The organism is Marinobacter piscis, assembly GCF_007671655.1.
GTDB classification, from domain to species: Bacteria; Pseudomonadota; Gammaproteobacteria; order Pseudomonadales; family Oleiphilaceae; genus Marinobacter; species Marinobacter piscensis.
This window is the reverse complement of sequence record NZ_VCGX01000005.1, coordinates 39,836-57,365: the sequence shown is the minus strand read 5'-3', so window position 1 is coordinate 57,365 and position 17,530 is coordinate 39,836. Positions and strand designations below refer to the sequence as shown.

10 protein-coding genes are annotated in these 17,530 nt (G+C 53.4%); 3 read left to right on the top strand and 7 right to left on the bottom strand.

What is annotated here, in order from left to right; genetic code table 11:
* Positions 1-84 precede the first annotated feature (84 nt).
* The 5 genes from FFI95_RS14720 to FFI95_RS14700 form a co-directional block, all read right to left on the bottom strand.
* A complete protein-coding gene (locus FFI95_RS14720; RefSeq protein ID WP_144823792.1) occupies positions 85-2,148 on the bottom strand; it encodes a type IV pilus secretin PilQ in 2,064 nt (687 codons plus the stop codon).
* A gap of 65 nt (positions 2,149-2,213) precedes the next feature.
* Positions 2,214-2,762, bottom strand: coding sequence for a pilus assembly protein PilP (locus FFI95_RS14715; RefSeq protein WP_144823791.1), 549 nt, complete (start codon positions 2,760-2,762; stop codon positions 2,214-2,216).
* Positions 2,763-2,764: 2 nt separating this feature from the next.
* Positions 2,765-3,376, bottom strand: coding sequence for a type IV pilus inner membrane component PilO (locus tag FFI95_RS14710; RefSeq protein ID WP_144823790.1), 612 nt, complete (start codon positions 3,374-3,376; stop codon positions 2,765-2,767).
* Complete coding sequence (locus FFI95_RS14705; protein ID WP_144823789.1) at positions 3,376-3,939, bottom strand: PilN domain-containing protein; 564 nt, start codon at positions 3,937-3,939, stop codon at positions 3,376-3,378. Before FFI95_RS14705 ends, FFI95_RS14710 begins: the two co-directional genes overlap by 1 nt.
* Positions 3,939-4,994: a pilus assembly protein PilM gene (locus tag FFI95_RS14700; RefSeq protein ID WP_144823788.1), complete on the bottom strand. Its 1,056-nt coding sequence runs from the start codon at positions 4,992-4,994 to the stop codon at positions 3,939-3,941. Before FFI95_RS14700 ends, FFI95_RS14705 begins: the two co-directional genes overlap by 1 nt.
* Before the next feature lie 194 nt (positions 4,995-5,188).
* On the opposite strand from FFI95_RS14700, the gene FFI95_RS14695 reads away from it, so the two are divergent.
* Positions 5,189-7,693: a penicillin-binding protein 1A gene (locus FFI95_RS14695; RefSeq protein WP_144823787.1), complete on the top strand. Its 2,505-nt coding sequence runs from the start codon at positions 5,189-5,191 to the stop codon at positions 7,691-7,693.
* 77 nt (positions 7,694-7,770) lie between these two features.
* On the opposite strand, the gene FFI95_RS14690 is transcribed toward FFI95_RS14695, so the two are convergent.
* Positions 7,771-9,036, bottom strand: coding sequence for a malic enzyme-like NAD(P)-binding protein (locus FFI95_RS14690; RefSeq protein WP_144823786.1), 1,266 nt, complete (start codon positions 9,034-9,036; stop codon positions 7,771-7,773).
* 229 nt (positions 9,037-9,265) lie between these two features.
* On the bottom strand, positions 9,266-9,487 hold the full coding sequence (rpmE, locus tag FFI95_RS14685) for a 50S ribosomal protein L31 (protein WP_144823785.1): 222 nt from the start codon (positions 9,485-9,487) through the stop codon (positions 9,266-9,268).
* A gap of 214 nt (positions 9,488-9,701) precedes the next feature.
* Between rpmE and FFI95_RS14680 the strand changes: the two genes are divergently transcribed.
* Together FFI95_RS14680 and FFI95_RS14675 are read left to right on the top strand one after the other, a co-directional pair.
* Positions 9,702-11,876 carry a primosomal protein N' gene (locus FFI95_RS14680; protein WP_144823784.1) on the top strand — a complete coding sequence of 725 codons (2,175 nt, stop codon included), beginning with the start codon at positions 9,702-9,704 and terminating at the stop codon, positions 11,874-11,876.
* Positions 11,877-12,074: 198 nt separating this feature from the next.
* Positions 12,075-17,456, top strand: coding sequence for a hypothetical protein (locus FFI95_RS14675; RefSeq protein WP_144823783.1), 5,382 nt, complete (start codon positions 12,075-12,077; stop codon positions 17,454-17,456).
* Positions 17,457-17,530: the final 74 nt, after the last annotated feature.

Below are 17,530 nucleotides of genomic sequence, written 5' to 3'. Positions count from 1 at the left end.
CCGCTCAATAATGTTCAGGCGAATGAGAATATCACAAAAAAACCGCCAGCTTTTCAGATGGCGGTTTTTCTGCCGGATTCCAGATTAGCGGATCAGGTCATTCTTGATGATCTTGGGTGTAATGAAGATCAGAAGCTCACTGCGTTCATTAATATTCTCCGTGCGCTTGAACAGACGCCCAAGGTAAGGAATATCTCCAAGGAACGGAGTCTTGGTGGTTTGTGTCGCAACCTCTGACTGGAAGATACCACCCAGAACAACCGTTTCACCATTGCCTACCAGCACCTGGGTTGTTACCTCATTGGTATTGATAGAGGGGATACCTGCGGTAACCTCACCCCGGGAATCCTGGTTTACCATCAAATCCATAATGATGTTGTCATCCGGAGTAATCTGCGGAGTCACCTCCAGTGACAACACAGCTTCTTTGAACGAAACCGATGTTGCGCCACTGGACGACGCTTCCTGATAAGGAATCTCTTCACCTGACTTGATCGACGCTGTTTGTCGGTCAGCCGTCACCACCCGCGGCTGGGAGACCACTTCTGCCTGGCCGTCGGTTTCAAGGGCCGACAACTCCAGATCCACCAGAAAATCACTACCGCCCCAGCCCAGTGCAAAGGACGATGCCCCTTCACCGGTTACACCAAGATCCACAGCCATGGAGTCGGAGAAGGAAATATCACCCGAGCCGCCGGTAGCCGCATCCCGGGCACTCTCAGATGCACTCTGGGAACCGCCGATAGAAAACACATTATCGCCACTCACATCGTAGGCTGCGCCACCCCAGCGAACCCCCAGATTTTCCGCTACGTTGGTCTGGGCACGCACAATGCGGGCTTCAATAGACACCTGACGCACGGGCACATCCCAGGTGGATACAAGGCGACGGATTTCCTCAAGCTTGGCAGAGGTTTCCCGGACACTGATCGTGTTCGTACGCACATCTGAAGACACAAACCCACGGTCCGTGATCAGCTCCTTGTCCGCCTCGATCAGTGTGACCACATCGGCAGCCTTGGCGTAATTTACCTGAATGATGTCCAGACGAACCGGTGCCAGCTCGGCAATCTGCTTGCTGGTTTCCAGCTCAAGCTTTTCACGGGCGGCAATTTCATCGGCCGGCGCCACCAGCAGAACATTACCAATCTGGCGCTTATCCAGCCCTTTGGTTTTCAGGATAAGATCCAGGGCCTGATCCCAGGGCACGTTCTGCAAACGCAACGTGATACTGCCACCCACAGTATCACTAGCCACCAGGTTTAGGCCGGTAAAATCGGCAATCAGCTGCAATACCGAACGTACTTCAATGTCCTGAAAGTTCAGGGAGAGCTTATCGCCGGTATACGGGAATTTCTCCTCACGACGGGTTTCTGCCTCTTCCTCGCTCAGCTGTTCAACACTGACGGTAAACTCACTGCCGGACTGATAGGCTATGTAGTCGTAATGCCCCTCCGGACGAATTTCCACCACGGCATTTCCGTCTTCCACAAAGGTGTCGATGCGGGTAACCGGAGTTGCAAAGTCGGTTACGTCCAGGCGACGGCGCAGGTCTGCCGGCACTGCGACGCCGTCCATTGTAAGGCGAATTTTGCCACCCAGCTCAGACAGATCCACAGGAGTCTGCGGGCTTCCCAGATCAACAATCACCCGGCCTTCGCCATCTTTACCACGGCGAAAGTCCACCCCGGCCAGTGTATCCGGTGCTGCCGCCGGTTGCGGAGCTCTGGTGGTGCCCGTGGGGCGGGCTACATCTGCATCTGTCCCAGACTCGGCGCCAATGGTCATAACCAGGGAATTGTTCTTACGAACGGTGTCGTATGGCGCAAGCTCAACAAGGTTGAAGATCAGGCGGGTGCGATCCTTTGTTTCAACAACGGTCATGCTTTGCGCGTTGCCCGACCCCAGGGGAATACTGCGGGCATCAAGCCCACTGGTGGTGTCTGCCAGATCAACCGCAATCCGCGCCGGCCGCTCGATGGTGTACCCCGAAGGCTCGGGTGGCTGATCATCAAACTCAAGCGTTACTTCCAGGCGCTCACCCGGCAACGAAGAGAAGGAAACATCTTCCAGTGTGACAGCGCTGGCCAGGCTGGAGAACAACGCAAAAGCAGTCACGCTTAAATATACATTGAGTTTTCTGAACATCGTTAGTCTCGACCCCGAACCTTTTGGTATTTGCATTTTTCTTTCAACTTTCATCCAGCCGCTCCTTAGCCTGCGTCTTCGTTCAGGGTCAGAGAGCGAGGTCGCTCTACCCAGCCGCCCCGGCCATCGGGAACAATTTCTATCAATTCTACCCGGGCTTCACTGATGCCGATAACCCGGCCATAGTTCTGCCCCATATAATTTCCGGTGCGAACCCGGTGAACGCCACCGGAATTATCCCGGATAAGCGCGAACAGGTTGCCCCCTGCTCCCTGGAGTGTTCCCACCATGCCCAGATTTTTCAGATCAAAATTTTCCAGCACTTGCCTGGGGCGATCCAGGTTCGGCTCAACATCACTGACAGGCTTCTGATCAACCATGGTCAGCTGCACATCCATGGGCGGCTCAAACGGTGCGCGCCGGTCTGCCGCGGAATAGCTGAAGGCCTCATAGGCGCTGAATTCCGGTAGCGGTTCCACGTGGCCCCGTGGCTTGGCGCGGGTATCCGCCATAAACTTGTCCAGATCAGAGTAGCCATTGCCCTGGGAGCAGGCCGTCAGGAGTGACACCAGACAAAAACCCAGCCAGGCCTTTCCTGCATGCTTTACCGCCATGCTCATTCTCCAGCCCGGTAGCGGTAGGTGCGGGCAACAACCTGCATATCAAGCTGTTCACCGTCTCCGCCTGTTGGTTTAATGGTTAAATCGTGCAACGTGACAATTCGTGGAAGACTGGCAACACTGCTTACGAAAGACGCCAGCTCATGATAGGAGCCGGATACGCGGATATTAATCGGCAGCTCGGAGTAAAAATCCCGCTTCTGCTCCGATTGAAGCTTCACTTCCTGCAAGGCAAGGCCGTTCCCCAGCGCTGTATTAGTAATGTCCTCCAGCAGCCCCGGCACCTCTGTCTCGCTCGGAAGCTGGCGTACCAGTGCGCCAAAGGTCTCTTCCATCTCAACCATCTGGGATTTGAAAACCTCCAGGTTTGCCACCTGGTAGGCTTTCTCCTCGTACTTTTTGCGCAGATCCTGTTCCGTTTTTTCGACTCTCTCGAGTTGCGCATACTGGTCTTTCACAAAAAACCAGTAACCACCGCCCAGAATCAGGCAGAAAACAATCAGAACCACAATCGCCTTGACTGGCGCAGGCCAGATGCCGGCATTATTGAGATCAAGATCATTGATATCGAATTCATTCAGGCTTTTAAGTGAGTCCGCGAGGCTCATTACTTATCCTCCCCTTCGGGCTCAGGTGTTTTTTGTTGCACGGTCATATTGAACTGGCTGTACCCTGCCCGCCGGCTGCCGGCCGACGATACGTTAGAAAGGTTGGGATCCTTAAACCAGTCAGAGTTTTCAAACTGGCGCATCAGTTCTGAGACCCGGCTGTTCGATTCTGCCATGCCTACAATACTGACCCGGTCCCCGGACTTTTTCAGATCGGTATAAAAAAGCCCATCGGGCAGTGTGCGAACCAGCTCGTCAAAGGTGCGCACAATCACCGGGCGCTTGCCCTGAAGATCCTGAATAACCTTCATACGGGCCAATAACTCATCGCGCTTGCGCTTGAGGTTCTCTATTTCCCGTATCTGGGTATCCAGTTTTTTCGTCGCCGTCTCAATATACGCGTTCCGGGACTGCTGATACGCAACTCTGCTGTCCAGGTCGGAACTCCAGAGAAACGCCAGCCCGGCGGCAATCACAGCCGCCCCAAGAACCATCACAGTGAATTCTTTCTGCTTTTCAGCCCGGAGCTCTTCACGCCAGGGCCTGAGGTTAATCTTTGCCATCAGTCGAAGCTCCTCATTGCCAGGCCACAGGCAATCATCAGCGAGGGCGCATCGTTACTCAGGGCGGACGCATTAACCCGGGGAGCCACCGCCATATCGGCAAATGGGTTGGCTATCACCGTGGGCGTTCCGGTTTTTTCTTCCACCATTTCCGCCAGCCCCTGTATAGATGCGGTGCCGCCGGCAAGAACCACATGATCTACAGCGTTGTACTGACTGGCTCCGAAAAAGAACTGAAGCGCCCGGGCAACCTGCTGAACCACGGCTTCCCGGAACGGCGTGAGAACTTCCGGCTCATAATCATCCGGTAACCCGCCCTGCTTTTTGGCCAGCCCTGCTTCCTGAACAGACAACCCGTAACGACGCTGAATTTCCTCAGTCAGCTGTTTGCCGCCGAAAATCTGCTCCCGGGTATAAACCGTTTTGCCCTCTGCCAGCACACTCAGTGTTGTCATGGTGGCACCCACATCGACAATGGCCACGACCGACTCTTCCTGCTGTGCACCTAACTGAGGTGCAATCAGCACATAGGCCCGCTCAAGGGCGTAAGCCTCCACATCGACAATTCTGGCCTTCAGAGAAGCCATCTCCAGCGCATCTTCGCGGATATCGACGTTCTCTTTCCGACAGGCAGCCAGAAGCACATCGACCTGATTCGGGTTGTTTTCGGCTGGCCCCTGCACTTCAAAGTCAATTGCGACCTCATCAAGGGGATAGGGAATATACTGATCTGCCTCAAGGGCAATCTGATCTTCCATTTCAAACTGGTTCAGAGCACCATCCATCTGGATGACTTTGGTGATAACCGAGGACCCGGATACCGCAATGGCAACCTGCTTAAGACTGGTGCGCGACCGGGAGGCCGCGCGCTTGAGAACTTCACCCACAGCTTCAACATCAGTGATATTCTTTTCCACCACTGCATTGGCCGGCAGCGGTTCTACGGCATAGCTCTCAACCTTGTAGCGGTCGCCCTGCTTTGACAGTTCGAGAAGCTTGACAGAACTTGAGCTGACATCCACGCCCAATACTGCACTGGATTTCTTTCCAAACACGCGCTCACCCTAATACCTGGCAGAATTCACCCGGGCATATATCTTATGTGTTTTTTATTTAAGAGAATTTCTTCATTATTCCGTTTACAATGTCAGCAATTACATGCTGAGAGATCTTGCAACGGTGAAACACTCTTGTCACCTAAAGCAATTCCTCAAATGATAGACTTATCTCCAACAGTTGTCAGAAAAAAATGCCCCATTTGTTGCGTACATCTCGTCTTTTTGCGTGGTTTTTTCTTACCGGCCTGAGCCTCGCAGTTATTGTTGGCTCGGGCTTCTACCTGTACCTCCGCCCCGGCCTGCCCCCCGTTGAACAGATTATGGACATCAAGCTCCAGACGCCACTGCGGGTATATAGCAAAGACAACCGATTAATAGCAGAATTCGGCGAAAAGAGAAGGGCACCGATCACAATCGAACAGATCCCAACAATTCAGTTACAAGCCTTTATGGCCGCTGAAGACTCGCGATTTTATGATCATTATGGTGTTGATATCAAAGGCCTGGCGCGGGCTGCAGTGGAACTGGTCTCCACGGGTTCGATCCAGTCTGGCGGCAGTACCATCACCATGCAGGTTGCAAAAAATTACTTTTTGTCACGTGATCGGACCTTTATCCGTAAATTTAATGAAATACTGCTGGCCATCCAGATAGAGCGGGAACTGGATAAACCGCAGATCTTTGAGCTGTACCTGAACAAAATCTATCTGGGCAACCGTGCCTACGGCATTGCCGCCGCCTCACAGGTTTATTACAACAAGCCCGTTAACGAACTCTCTCTGGCGCAAATGGCCATGCTGGCCGGTCTGCCCAAGGCACCGTCGGCCTATAACCCGCTAGCCAATCCACAGCGCGCAACCCAGCGCCGGGACTGGATACTGGGCCGGATGAAAGAACACGGATACATCAGCCCCGATGCTTACGAACTGGCCATTCAGGCGCCGGTTACCGCTACCTACAACGCCACGGAAACAGAAGTAGACGCGGACTATGTGGCAGAAATGGCCAGAGCCGAGATGGTCCGGCGCTTTGGTGAAGACGCCTACACCGATGGCTATACAGTGACCCTCACGGTAGACAGCGAAGACCAGCAGAAAGCCACAGATGCGCTCAGAGACGGCCTTGAAGCCTACGATCACCGGCATGGATTCCGCGGCCCCATCGGCGAGCTTGACGCCGACACCCTGGCAAACGGCGACCTGAGCGCGGCCATGCTCAACTACCCCAGAGTCGAATCCCTGATGCCCGCGGTGATTACAAAGGTAGACGATGATAAAGGCGAGGCCCGGGCCCATGTGCGCCGCTTTGGCCCGGCGGTTATGCCCTTTGAATCCATGAAGTGGGCCAGCCGCTACAAAACCCAAAACTATACAGGCTCAGAGCCGACCAAACCCTCAGACGTTGTCAGTGCAGGCGACGTGGTTTACGTTCGGGTTGAAGAAATAGCGACCGTACAAGCAACACCAGATGCCAGTGATACTGAAGAAACCCAGGCGCCCACCCTTGACCAACCGGTTCGCGTGTCCCTGATGCAGGTACCGGATGTTGAAGGCGCCCTGATTTCCCTGAAAGCAAAAACCGGGGCCATCGAATCCCTGGCCGGCGGTTACAGCTTTAGCCAGAGCAAATACAATCGCGCTACCCAGGCCCAGCGCCAGCCAGGCTCAACCTTCAAGCCCTTCCTCTACCTGACAGCCCTGGAAAGCGGCATGACCCCCGCCACCATCTATAACGACGCCCCCATAGTGTTTGATGATGCCGGCGCCGGATGGCGCCCGGAAAACTCGGGCGGTCGCTTTGAAGGCCCCACCACCCTGCGAGAAGCACTGTACCGGTCTCGCAACCTGGTTTCCGTAAGACTGCTCAGAGATCTGGGAATTTCGCGAACCTTGGACTATCTTGAACAACTGAAAGTGCCAACTGAAGGCATGCCCAGCGATCTCTCCCTGGCGCTGGGCAGTGGTCACCTGACCCCAATGGAGCTGGCCCGGGGCCTTGCCGTTATCGCCAACGGAGGCTACGACGTTAAGCCTTACCTGATAGAAACCATAACCGATGTTAACGGCGAAACCATTTACCAGGCCCCCGAAGTGGTTCTTTGCGACACGAACTGCGACACAGAAGATATTCAGCCAGTGCCGGCTGACGATCCCGTTAACGCACCGGCAGTAACGGCGGAAGCAGAACCCGAGACCCGGATAATGCGCCGACTGGCCGATGAACGCTCGGCTTATATTCTGCACTCCATGATGCGCGATGTTATTAAGCGAGGTACGGGGCGCCGTGCCCGGGCGCTGGGGCGGGACGACCTTGCGGGCAAAACCGGTACCACCAACAAACAGAAAGACACCTGGTTTGCCGGTTTCAACCATGACATTGCCACAACCACCTGGGTCGGGTTTGACCAGCCTGCGCCACTGGGGCGCCGGGAATACGGCGCCAGCACTGCCCTGCCTATCTGGGTGGATTACATGGAAGTTGCACTGGAAGGAACACCGTCCGCCTTCATGCCTCGGCCAAACGGCATTGTGAATATCCGCATCAATCCGGAAACCGGCAAGCGTGCACGCCCGGGTGAAGAAGGCAGATTCGAGATATTCAAAGAAGAAGATGCCCCGGCCGCACTCGCTGCAGGGGATGAGGGCCGCACCGGTTCAGGCAGCGGCGGCAGCGACCTGTCGCGCCAGATATTCTAACCCGAAGCCCGAAACACAGACACAAAAAAACCGGCGGGATCACCGCCGGTTTTTTTATAAGCCTGCAACATCATCGATCAGATAATGTCATCTATGCTCTTCAGCGGATAATGGGCCGGGTATCCATTGCGGGCAACTCCGGAGTCCACTGCAGCACGCGCCACGGCAGCCGGAACCACCTCCAGCAAACGCACATCCATAGGCTTCGGAATAATGTATTGCTTGCCGAACTCAAAGGACTCAACACCGTAGGCTTCACAGATTTCCTGTGGCACCGGTTCTTTCGCCAGCTCACGGATGGCATTCACTGCCGCCACTTTCATTTCTTCGTTGATGCACGTTGCACGGACGTCGAGCGCACCACGGAAAATGAACGGGAAGCCAAGCACGTTGTTTACCTGGTTCGGGTAGTCTGAACGCCCGGTTGCCATAATCAGGTCGTCACGAACCGAGTTGGCAACTTCCGGGTTAATTTCCGGATCCGGGTTTGAGCAGGCAAACACAACCGGATTAGGAGCCATCTTCTTAAGCTGCTCAGCACTCAGTAGATCTGGACCAGACAGCCCAAGGAACACATCGGCGCCGTCAATTGCTTCATCCAGCGTGCGCTTGTCCGTGTCGTTGGCGAACATCGCTTTGTACTGGTTAAGATCTTCGCGACCTGAGTGGATCACACCCTTACGGTCGAGCATGAAGATGTTCTCGGAGCTGATACCACAGCTGACCAACAACTTCATGCAGGCGATAGCAGCGGCACCGGCACCCAGGCACACCACTTTCGCGTCTTCAATTTTTTTGCCCTGCAGCTCTAACGCATTGATCATGCCGGCTGCGGTAACAATTGCGGTGCCGTGCTGGTCATCGTGGAAGATGGGCACATTGCACTTTTCAATCAGAGCGTGCTCGATTTCAAAACACTCTGGCGCCTTGATATCTTCAAGGTTAATGCCGCCAAAGGTATCTGCAATACGCTCAACGGTTTCAATGAACGCCTGCGGGCTTTCTGAGTTGACTTCGATATCGAACACATCAACTCCGGCAAACCGCTTGAACAGTACGCCTTTGCCTTCCATTACCGGCTTACTTGCCAGCGGGCCCAGATTACCCAGACCAAGAATTGCCGTACCGTCGGAGATAACCGCTACCAGGTTACCTTTTGCAGTGTACTTGTAAGCGTTCTCCGGGTCCTTCGCAATCTCGCGCACCGGCTCGGCAACGCCAGGGCTGTATGCCAAGGCAAGGTCGCGGGCGGTCGCTGTCGGCTTGGTGATTTCTACACTGATCTTCCCAGGCCGCGGCTTGGCGTGATATTCAAGGGCTGCTTCTTTCAGATCTTGAGACATTGCCACTGTTCCGTTTGTCACATTTAAAGTAAATAGCCTTCAGACGAACATAGCCGAGCTGAAGGAGCGCGCCATTATGGCGCGCTCTCGAACAAACGACAAGGGCAAAAGCGAACAATTTTTAATCAGTCAATACGGCCTATTGCGTATAAACTGAAGCCAGGCGCTGTTTCCGGGCCTGCAACAAAAAAAGCGCCCTCAGGCGCTTTTTTTAAACTCTGCAGTAAGATTAGCTTTTCTTACCACCAATACGACCACCAAAACGCTTCTGGAACTTATCGATACGGCCGCCGGTATCCATAACCTTCTGCTTGCCAGTGTAGAATGGGTGGCACTGGGAGCACACATCCAGCTGCAGATCGTGACCAACGGTTGAACGGGTCTTGAGCACATTACCGCAGGAGCAGGTTGCGGTGATGTCTGCGTACTTAGGGTGAATACCTTCTTTCATGGTGAACCTCTTTGGGTCATGCCGCTACCTGATCACGGGGCACCTATAAAAGCCCGGGCGCCAGGCACCGCATGTTTGAATCAATGGAGAAGACGGGGCACAATCATGCCCTGCCGCAAACAGACCGCGAATCTTACTTGCAATCTTTCTGGCAGGCAAGCCTTACAGGCGCATGATTACAGCCTCATCCGTATAATCCATAAGGGAGCCCTCAGTGCTACCAACAGCCCGAATTGCGCTGAACCGGCCACTCAGACGGCTCTTTGACTATCTTGTGCCCGAAGGCCTCACCCTGCAACCCGGCCAGCGGGTAAAAATCCCGTTCGGGCGCCAGCAGGCCATCGGTCTGGTTGTGGAAACAGAGGTTGAACCGCCCCAGGGCATTACCCTCAAACCCATCCAGACTGCACTGGAAGACTGGCCGGCACTGCCGGAAGAAACCTTCCGGCTTCTCAGCTGGGCCAGTGACTATTACCAGCACCCGCTGGGCGAGTGCCTGTTTACCGCCCTGCCGCCAGCCTTAAGGCGCGGCCGCCCGGCAGCAGAAAAACAAGAAGACTGGTGGCAGGCGTGCGGCAGCAGCGCTGCCCTGCCCGCAAACGCCTACAAACAGAAAAACCTGCTGGACTGGATTGCACAACACGAAAAGGGCGTTAAAAGCAGCGCCGTTACCAAAGCTGGCTTTACCCGCGCGCAACTCAAAGCCCTGCACCAGAAAGAGCTGGTGCGCCTGGCAAAGCCCGAAGCCAGCCTGCCCGGGCAGCAAACATACACAAGCACCACAGCTGCCCCGGAATTATCCCCGGCCCAGACCGAGGCCATGGAACAATTACCCACACCGGCGGAAGGCTTCAGCGCCTCCCTTCTATATGGCATTACCGGCAGCGGCAAAACCGAGATTTACCTGCACTACCTTAAACAGCACCTGACTTCCGATGGCCAGGCGCTGGTACTGGTGCCGGAAATCAACCTTACCCCGCAAACCGTCGCCCGCTTCAAACGCTACTTTGGCGAACGCATTCTGGTGTGGCACTCCGCATTGAACGACAGCGAACGCCTGAACGCCTGGCTGAAAATCCGCAACGGTGAACCGGTTATTCTTATAGGTACTCGGTCGGCCGTACTGCTTCCGTTTACCTCACTTGAAACCCTGATTGTGGATGAAGAGCACGACAACTCTTACAAACAGGGCGAGGGCTTTCGCTACTCCGGCCGGGATGTGGCCGTATACCGGGCGCACCTGAACCAGTGCCCGGTTATTCTGGGCTCGGCCACGCCTTCTCTGGAGTCTTACCATAACGCGCTGACGGGCAAGTACCGGCTGATAAAGCTGGAAGAGCGCGCCGGCAAGGCACAATCACCCACCATCAGCCTGCTGGACATACGCAGCCGCCCCCTGGAAGGCGGGCTCTCCCGCCCTGCCCTGAAGGCACTGAAACAAACACTGGACAGTGGCAACCAGGCACTGGTGTTTGTAAACCGCCGTGGCTATGCACCGGTGATGATGTGTTTTGACTGTGGCCACATGGTTGAGTGCCCACGTTGCGACACACGCCTTACCTACCATCGCCGTGACCGGGCCATGCGCTGCCACCACTGCGATTTTCAGGCCCCGGCCACCGACACCTGCCCCAAGTGCAAGAGCGACGCCTTCAAACCCGTGGGCCAGGGCACAGAGCGCACCGAAGACATACTTGCCTCCTGTTTCCCCGACACGCCTGTGGTGCGGGTAGACCGCGACAGCACCCAGCGCAAAGGCAGCATTCAGAACATTCTTGAACAGGTAAACACCGGCAAGCCCTGCATTCTTGTGGGCACCCAGATGCTGGCCAAAGGCCATGACTTCCCCAACGTAACCCTGGTGGTTGTGATCAACGCCGACGGCGGCCTGTTCAGCGTCGACTTCCGGGCACCGGAACAGCTGGTGCAAACACTGCTGCAGGTAAGTGGCCGGGCCGGGCGCGGTACAAAAGCCGGCAACGTGGTGGTACAAACCTGCCACAGCGACCACCCACTGCTGCGAACCCTGTGCAATGGCCGCTATCTGGATATGGCCGACCAGCTACTTGAAGAGCGGGAATCCGGTCAGTTCCCACCCTTCCGCGCCATGGCCATTTTCCGCGCCGAAGCCGACACCATGGAACAGAGCCTGCAGATTCTGGACAGCATAAAACCGCTGACCAACGTGCCTGGCATTGAAACCTGGGGACCACTACCCGCTCTTATCGCCCGCCGCGCCGACAGACACAGAGCGCAACTGGTTCTGAACACAGACAACCGCATGCGCCTGAACAAACTGCTGACCGGCATTTGCCAGACACTGGAACAGAAGCGGTTTCCCAAAGGCGCCAAATGGATGATTGATGTAGACCCGCAGGAAACCGGCTGAACTACAAAAATGGGTCGAACTTCACGGTGTTACAAAGAGTTGCAGAAATGTATGCTAATAGAGATTACACATCAGCAACCTATGCTATGATTTTCCGCAAACTATAATCCTAGCCTGTAAAAGCCCCTCAGCTTGCAAACATAGCGCGGTGAGCATCCGCTCTGGGCTTGTGCTGTAACGGAAACTGGAGACTAAATAATGTCAGGGAAATTTCTTGCGCGTGCGTCGGCGTTATCGTTGGCGATGTTTTTGGCTGCTTGTGGGGGGGATGATGATTCTACGCCTCTTGTTGATACTGGCGGCGATGAGTCGAAGCCGAGCACAGGCACAGGTGACAACTCGACTCCGGATAACGGTAATGATTCCGGAAGCACAGGCGGCGAAGGCAATGCTAACACCTCTCCCACCTACTCGCTTGGCCCAATCTCAGCTGATGGCGTAGAGGGCGAATTCACCCTGACACTCGGTGAAACTACATTAGAATCCGCCTCCCTTAGAGTTACAATTCTTGACGCCGATGGTAACCCTGCATTAACAAACAGCAATAGCGTTATCTTCGGCTCGGTTTGTGAAAATTCGCTGCCTCCAGGTGAATTATTATTTAGCCCCAAAGAAGTGGCCGGCTCAGAAGGGTATGTGCTCACCACCTACACTCCAAGCCCCAGTTGTGTGGAGAACTTAAAAGATTTTGGGGGCAAAGACACTATTTCAGCCCGCTTTAAAGGCAGCGATGACATCATCCGTACCATTGATGTCACTCTAGAAACTCAGGACTCGTCTTCTACACCGGCGATTTCTCTCGGCTACTTCGGCGATGAAGGGCAGCCTCAATCCTTCAAGCCGAACGAGATCGGCCGCAGTTTCCCAAGCGACATTATTACCGTTGAGAGTGGCGATCAAGACAGCGTGAATCTCTGGGTCTCTCTCGTTGATGCTGACAGAAACCTCATTCAGGAAAGTGAAAACCAGATTACTTTCAGCTCTACTTGCTCTGTCTCCGGTTCAGCCAACTTCAGTAAACCAGAAATCACAATATCTGAAGGCAAGGTACAAACCCGCTACAATCCTGACCCTGAATGCCTAGCCGGTAAGCCTGAAAATGAAGATATCATTACTGCACGCCTCAACGACAGCAAAGATGTGACGGCTATTACCAAGGTTAAACTGTCAAAGAGCAAGACAGCCCTCCAATTCTCCGACACTCTCCCCAAGACTATTAATGTTGGAGAAGAGCTGTCCCTCCCCCTGGAAATCATCAACTCGGATACTGGCGACATTCTTAAAGATACGGGCTATACCGTCGCGCTTTCATCCGTGTGCAGTGCTTCTGACTGGGCTACATTCCAGCCTGAAAAGGTCAGCGGAAAAGAAGGACGGTTAGTCAGTGTTTATTCTGCAGCCGCCTCCTGTCACCCCCCCACCTTCAATGGCAAAGATACTATTACCGCACGTCTTCTCGACGGCGAAGTAGTTGTTTCTGAGGCAAGTTGGGATATCACCGTCCTGAACCCAGCCAGCTCCAACAATTTGGCCTTCGGTGCGCTGGATATAAGTATCGACCCAGCAACTTCAGAAGAAGTACGCACCTTCCGTCCTGAGGAAATTACAATTCCCAACAACAGCATCACTGCAAATAGCTCCACGGGAATTTCGGTTTCAATCGTTGACCCCTCCAACAACTTTGCTCTTGTTAGAAACAAAGATCACAGCGTCTCTTTTTCTTCCGTCTGCAGCAAATCTGGCTACGCGACCTTCGATTTGGGCGAAATATCCGGCTCTGAAGGCACAATTTTAACAAAATACACCCCTAACGAAGACTGCGCTACGGAGGCTCCTAATGGAGAGGATGTAATAACCGCAACGCTATCCACGAATGAGGGTGAACTGACAGCTCAAGGCTCTATCAGAGTTCAGAGCCAGGATCTTGCGCCAAAAAATCAGCTTGCCAATTTGGTAGCCACTCCCAACACCATTTCTGTTGGAGATGTCGCCAGCTTGGCCGTAGAGATCGTTGATCAAGAGGGAAATCTGATCAAAAACAGTGAAAACAAAGTTACGTTTTCATCGATATGCTCCGTTTCCGGTGAAGGTAGCTTCAACCAAACAACTATTTCTGGCTCCGAGGGAAAAGTGCTCGCCACCTATAACGCAACAGAGGCTTGTCGCGTAAGCAATGGCGGTTCAGATATCATCACAGCTCGACTCAATGGTAATGACCTAACCGATATAGAGACGAAAGTTACACTTGAGGCACAAAGCGACTCCCAAAAACTTGCTTTTGGTGCTTTTACATCCACACCAAGTGACCCGTTCGTCAGTTTCAGAGGTGGTCGAATCGCCGTAATTGATGACACCCTGATGGCGGGAGAGACCACAGGGATATCCGTATCCATTGTGGACCCCTCGAATGCATTCGGAGTCATTAAAGACGAAACCAATCGCGTGTCCTTTGAATCGATCTGTACAAACTCGGGGGTTGCAAGCATCAGTCCCAGCGATGTTTCCGGCGGCCAGGGGAAAGTCATTGCAGCATACACACCAACCGCAGAATGCGCTGAGCTTCTCAGTGACAAGATTGATGTTATTACCGCAACTTTGACAACAGACACTGTCACCCTGCAGGCGGAAGCGGTAGTGACGCTTCAAAACCAAGCTTGGGCTCCCGAAGCAGCTCTGGCACCTTTGCAGGCAACCTCTTCCAGCCTGACGGTTGGCGAGACCGCGACCATTGACACTCGTATCATCGACCCTCAAAGCGGTGATCTGATAAAGCAAAGCGACAATTCCGTAAGTTTCTCGTCCATTTGCTCTGTGGCAGGTGATGCTTCCTTCAACTCCCCTTCTGTTTCTGGCTCGGAGGGTTTTGTGTACACACAATACACAGCTTCCCCAGCATGTTTGACAAGTAGTGGCGGCCAGGATGTCATTACAGCAAGACTTAATGGCTCAGATGATGTCCGGGTGTCTCTACCCATTGAACTAAACCCTCAGCCGACCACTGATCCCAGTATCGGAACTGGCGCCGGTGGCAACTTTGTTTCTGGCAGCATTGAGGTCTCCCCTTCAACCAGCCTTATTATCGGTGATGAAGAAAAAGGACAAGCAAGCGTTACCCTTTCAATTGTTGACCAGAACAATAGCAATAGTCCGCTAGTCGGTCTCGAACACAATGTTTCCTTCTTCTCTGCCTGTATCTCTTCTGGCTGGGCATCCATGGACAATCGCGATATTTCTACCGAAGCGGGAGAGATTCGCGCAACCTACACCCCAGGTCCCCAGTGCGTCGGCGAAGACACTCTCTTCGCCAAACTGAACGATGACAGTGAAAAGCTGGCACAGGTGACCTTTACCAACACTCCGATTGTTCAGCCCCCTGAGCCTGTCATTAAAGTGGGTTCCTTAGATGACAAAGGAGAATTCCAATCCGGAAAAATCCGCGCCATTAACCCAGCTCTGACCCTGAATGCGGACGGCGAGGCGTCGACCGACCTGATTGTCAATATCCAAATCGATGGTGAGCCAGCAAGTGCTAAACCCTACGATGTTCAATTCACCTCCATGTGCATAGACGCAAACCGGGCATCTGTAACGGGTACGAATAGCACACAAAGTGGCGCCATACTGGCAACCTATAATGCCTCACCCGATTGTTTGGGCACCGACAATGTAGTGGTATTCCTTAATGGCGAGAACACACTGAAGGCTAACGTCGACATCAATGTATCCGACACCAAGCTGGCTATAGGCTCTTACGATGGGTCAGGACGATTCACAGACAGTCTAGCTGCCAGCAGGTCCCAACTGGATTACAACAAAGAACCTGAGCCAACCAGCGAAATCCGCTCAGTCATCGCTAAGGTGGATGATAACGGCACTTTCATTGAGCAACTAACAGGCTTCCAAAGCTCTGTCGAGTTCTTCTCGACCTGCCTCGATTCCGACTTAGCTACCATTGAGAGCACAGGCAATACAGAGTCTGGTGAGCTGATCAGTACCTACCGTGCGCAAGGCTGCGTTGGCACTGACACGCTGTATGGCCGAATCACCGGTACCAACGAAGTCGCATCCGTACCTATCCAAATTTCTCCGAAAGTCGAGCAAGTTCTTCTACTGGGTCATTTTGACACCGGCGAATTTACCCGTGGTGAAATCGGTAAATCGCGAACATCAGACCTTCCAGTTGGTGCGCAAACTAGACTCTATCTCTCTCTTGTGGATGAGGCAGATACACTAAAGCCACTGACAGGAATCCCCCTGTCTGTTGAACTAAGCTCGACTTGCGAAGGTGTGGTAGGGTCTGATAGTCCTTTTGCTGCCACCAACCTCTCATTGAGCAATGGATACGCAGAGGTACTTTACACTGCACAAACATGTGGAACCGTCAAAGAAGACATCGTTAAAGCAACATTAACAGGCTCTGATGGTCCTTTAGCCAAAGCTAAAGCCAGTATCAGCCTCGATAAAAACAGTGTCGCGCACTCCCTTACTGCAAGCCAGCCCGAGCCCAACTCAATTGCGCCGGGCGAGTATGATGGAACCTATGAGGATAGAACGTCCACTTCAGTCATACAGTTCCAGCTAAAAAACAAAAACGGTAATGGAGCTAATCTCGCCAATAAAGAAGTTTCGTTCCGCCTGGATGATCCGGCAGTTTCTGGAATCGCTCTAACGCCTACAATAGCCGAAACTAATGACGACGGTTTCGTAACCGTTACAGTTAAAGCCAAAAAAGGCGCTCAAAATAGTGTCTTCCGAGTCATCGCCAGTCATGAGAACTTGGAGACTTACTCTGCGCCAATTGCGGTAAATTCAAAGCTGCCGTTCGCAGAGCGGTTCTCTCTTAGCACTAGCAACTTTGCTCCGGACACTCAGCCGGGGAAGAATGGTATACAGGTTGAGCTGACAGTGCTAGCTGCTGATGTTAACGGCAACCGCCTCCGAGGCAATACAATCGTTAACTTTAAAACCGACCAAGGGTCTATCGATCCTGAGTGTGTGCTTGATGATAACGGCCGATGCACGGTGATTTGGGAAAGCCTTAATGTCGACGATACGTTTGCAACAATTGAGGCATACACACACGGACGCGAGGCTGACGCCAGCGGACAGCCTGCAGGTACCGGAGAAATCCAAGCGTTCACCAATATGCTGATGTCTAGCTCCGACAATGTGCAGGTTTTAATGGAACGAACAGTCCCAGCCGGAGGTAGCATTGACCCAGAGTCAAATACCTACTGCGCAACTACCTGGGTTAATTTGCCAAATGAAACTGACAGATTCTCTCCGCCTTCTGGCACAGGAATCCTCTTTTCGCTGACTCAGGGCGAGTTTATTAACAACGCCTCATCGAGCAACTCTATCCCTTCTAGCAGCAGCTTGCTGGCTCGTCCTGGCTACACCGCGTGTACCAAGGTACGGCCAGCCGAGACAGTGGAAGAAATAGAAATTCCGGATGGATCAGGCGGAGTTACAATTATTGAGCAAACAACTCTGGATATAGAGCTGTCTGTAACAGTGACACCTCCGGCTGATGCTCCGCTACCTGCAACTGACTACATTAAAGAAACGTATCAGTTCTAGCCTTCATCTCTTTTGAATAAGCCCGGCACCGCCGGGCTTTTTGCTTACAAAACCACTTTCCGCGATAATAGCGC

What these genes read in the sequence shown, in the direction of transcription:
- FFI95_RS14695 (WP_144823787.1), top strand. Translation starts at nt 5,189, where the DNA reads ATGCCCCATTTGTTGCGTACATCTCGTCTTTTTGCGTGGTTTTTTCTT.
- FFI95_RS14720 (WP_144823792.1), bottom strand. Translation starts at nt 2,148, where the DNA reads ATGTTCAGAAAACTCAATGTATATTTAAGCGTGACTGCTTTTGCGTTG.
- FFI95_RS14705 (WP_144823789.1), bottom strand. Translation starts at nt 3,939, where the DNA reads ATGGCAAAGATTAACCTCAGGCCCTGGCGTGAAGAGCTCCGGGCTGAA.
- FFI95_RS14675 (WP_144823783.1), top strand. Translation starts at nt 12,075, where the DNA reads ATGTCAGGGAAATTTCTTGCGCGTGCGTCGGCGTTATCGTTGGCGATG.
- FFI95_RS14710 (WP_144823790.1), bottom strand. Translation starts at nt 3,376, where the DNA reads ATGAGCCTCGCGGACTCACTTAAAAGCCTGAATGAATTCGATATCAAT.
- FFI95_RS14715 (WP_144823791.1), bottom strand. Translation starts at nt 2,762, where the DNA reads ATGGCGGTAAAGCATGCAGGAAAGGCCTGGCTGGGTTTTTGTCTGGTG.
- rpmE (WP_144823785.1), bottom strand. Translation starts at nt 9,487, where the DNA reads ATGAAAGAAGGTATTCACCCTAAGTACGCAGACATCACCGCAACCTGC.
- FFI95_RS14690 (WP_144823786.1), bottom strand. Translation starts at nt 9,036, where the DNA reads ATGTCTCAAGATCTGAAAGAAGCAGCCCTTGAATATCACGCCAAGCCG.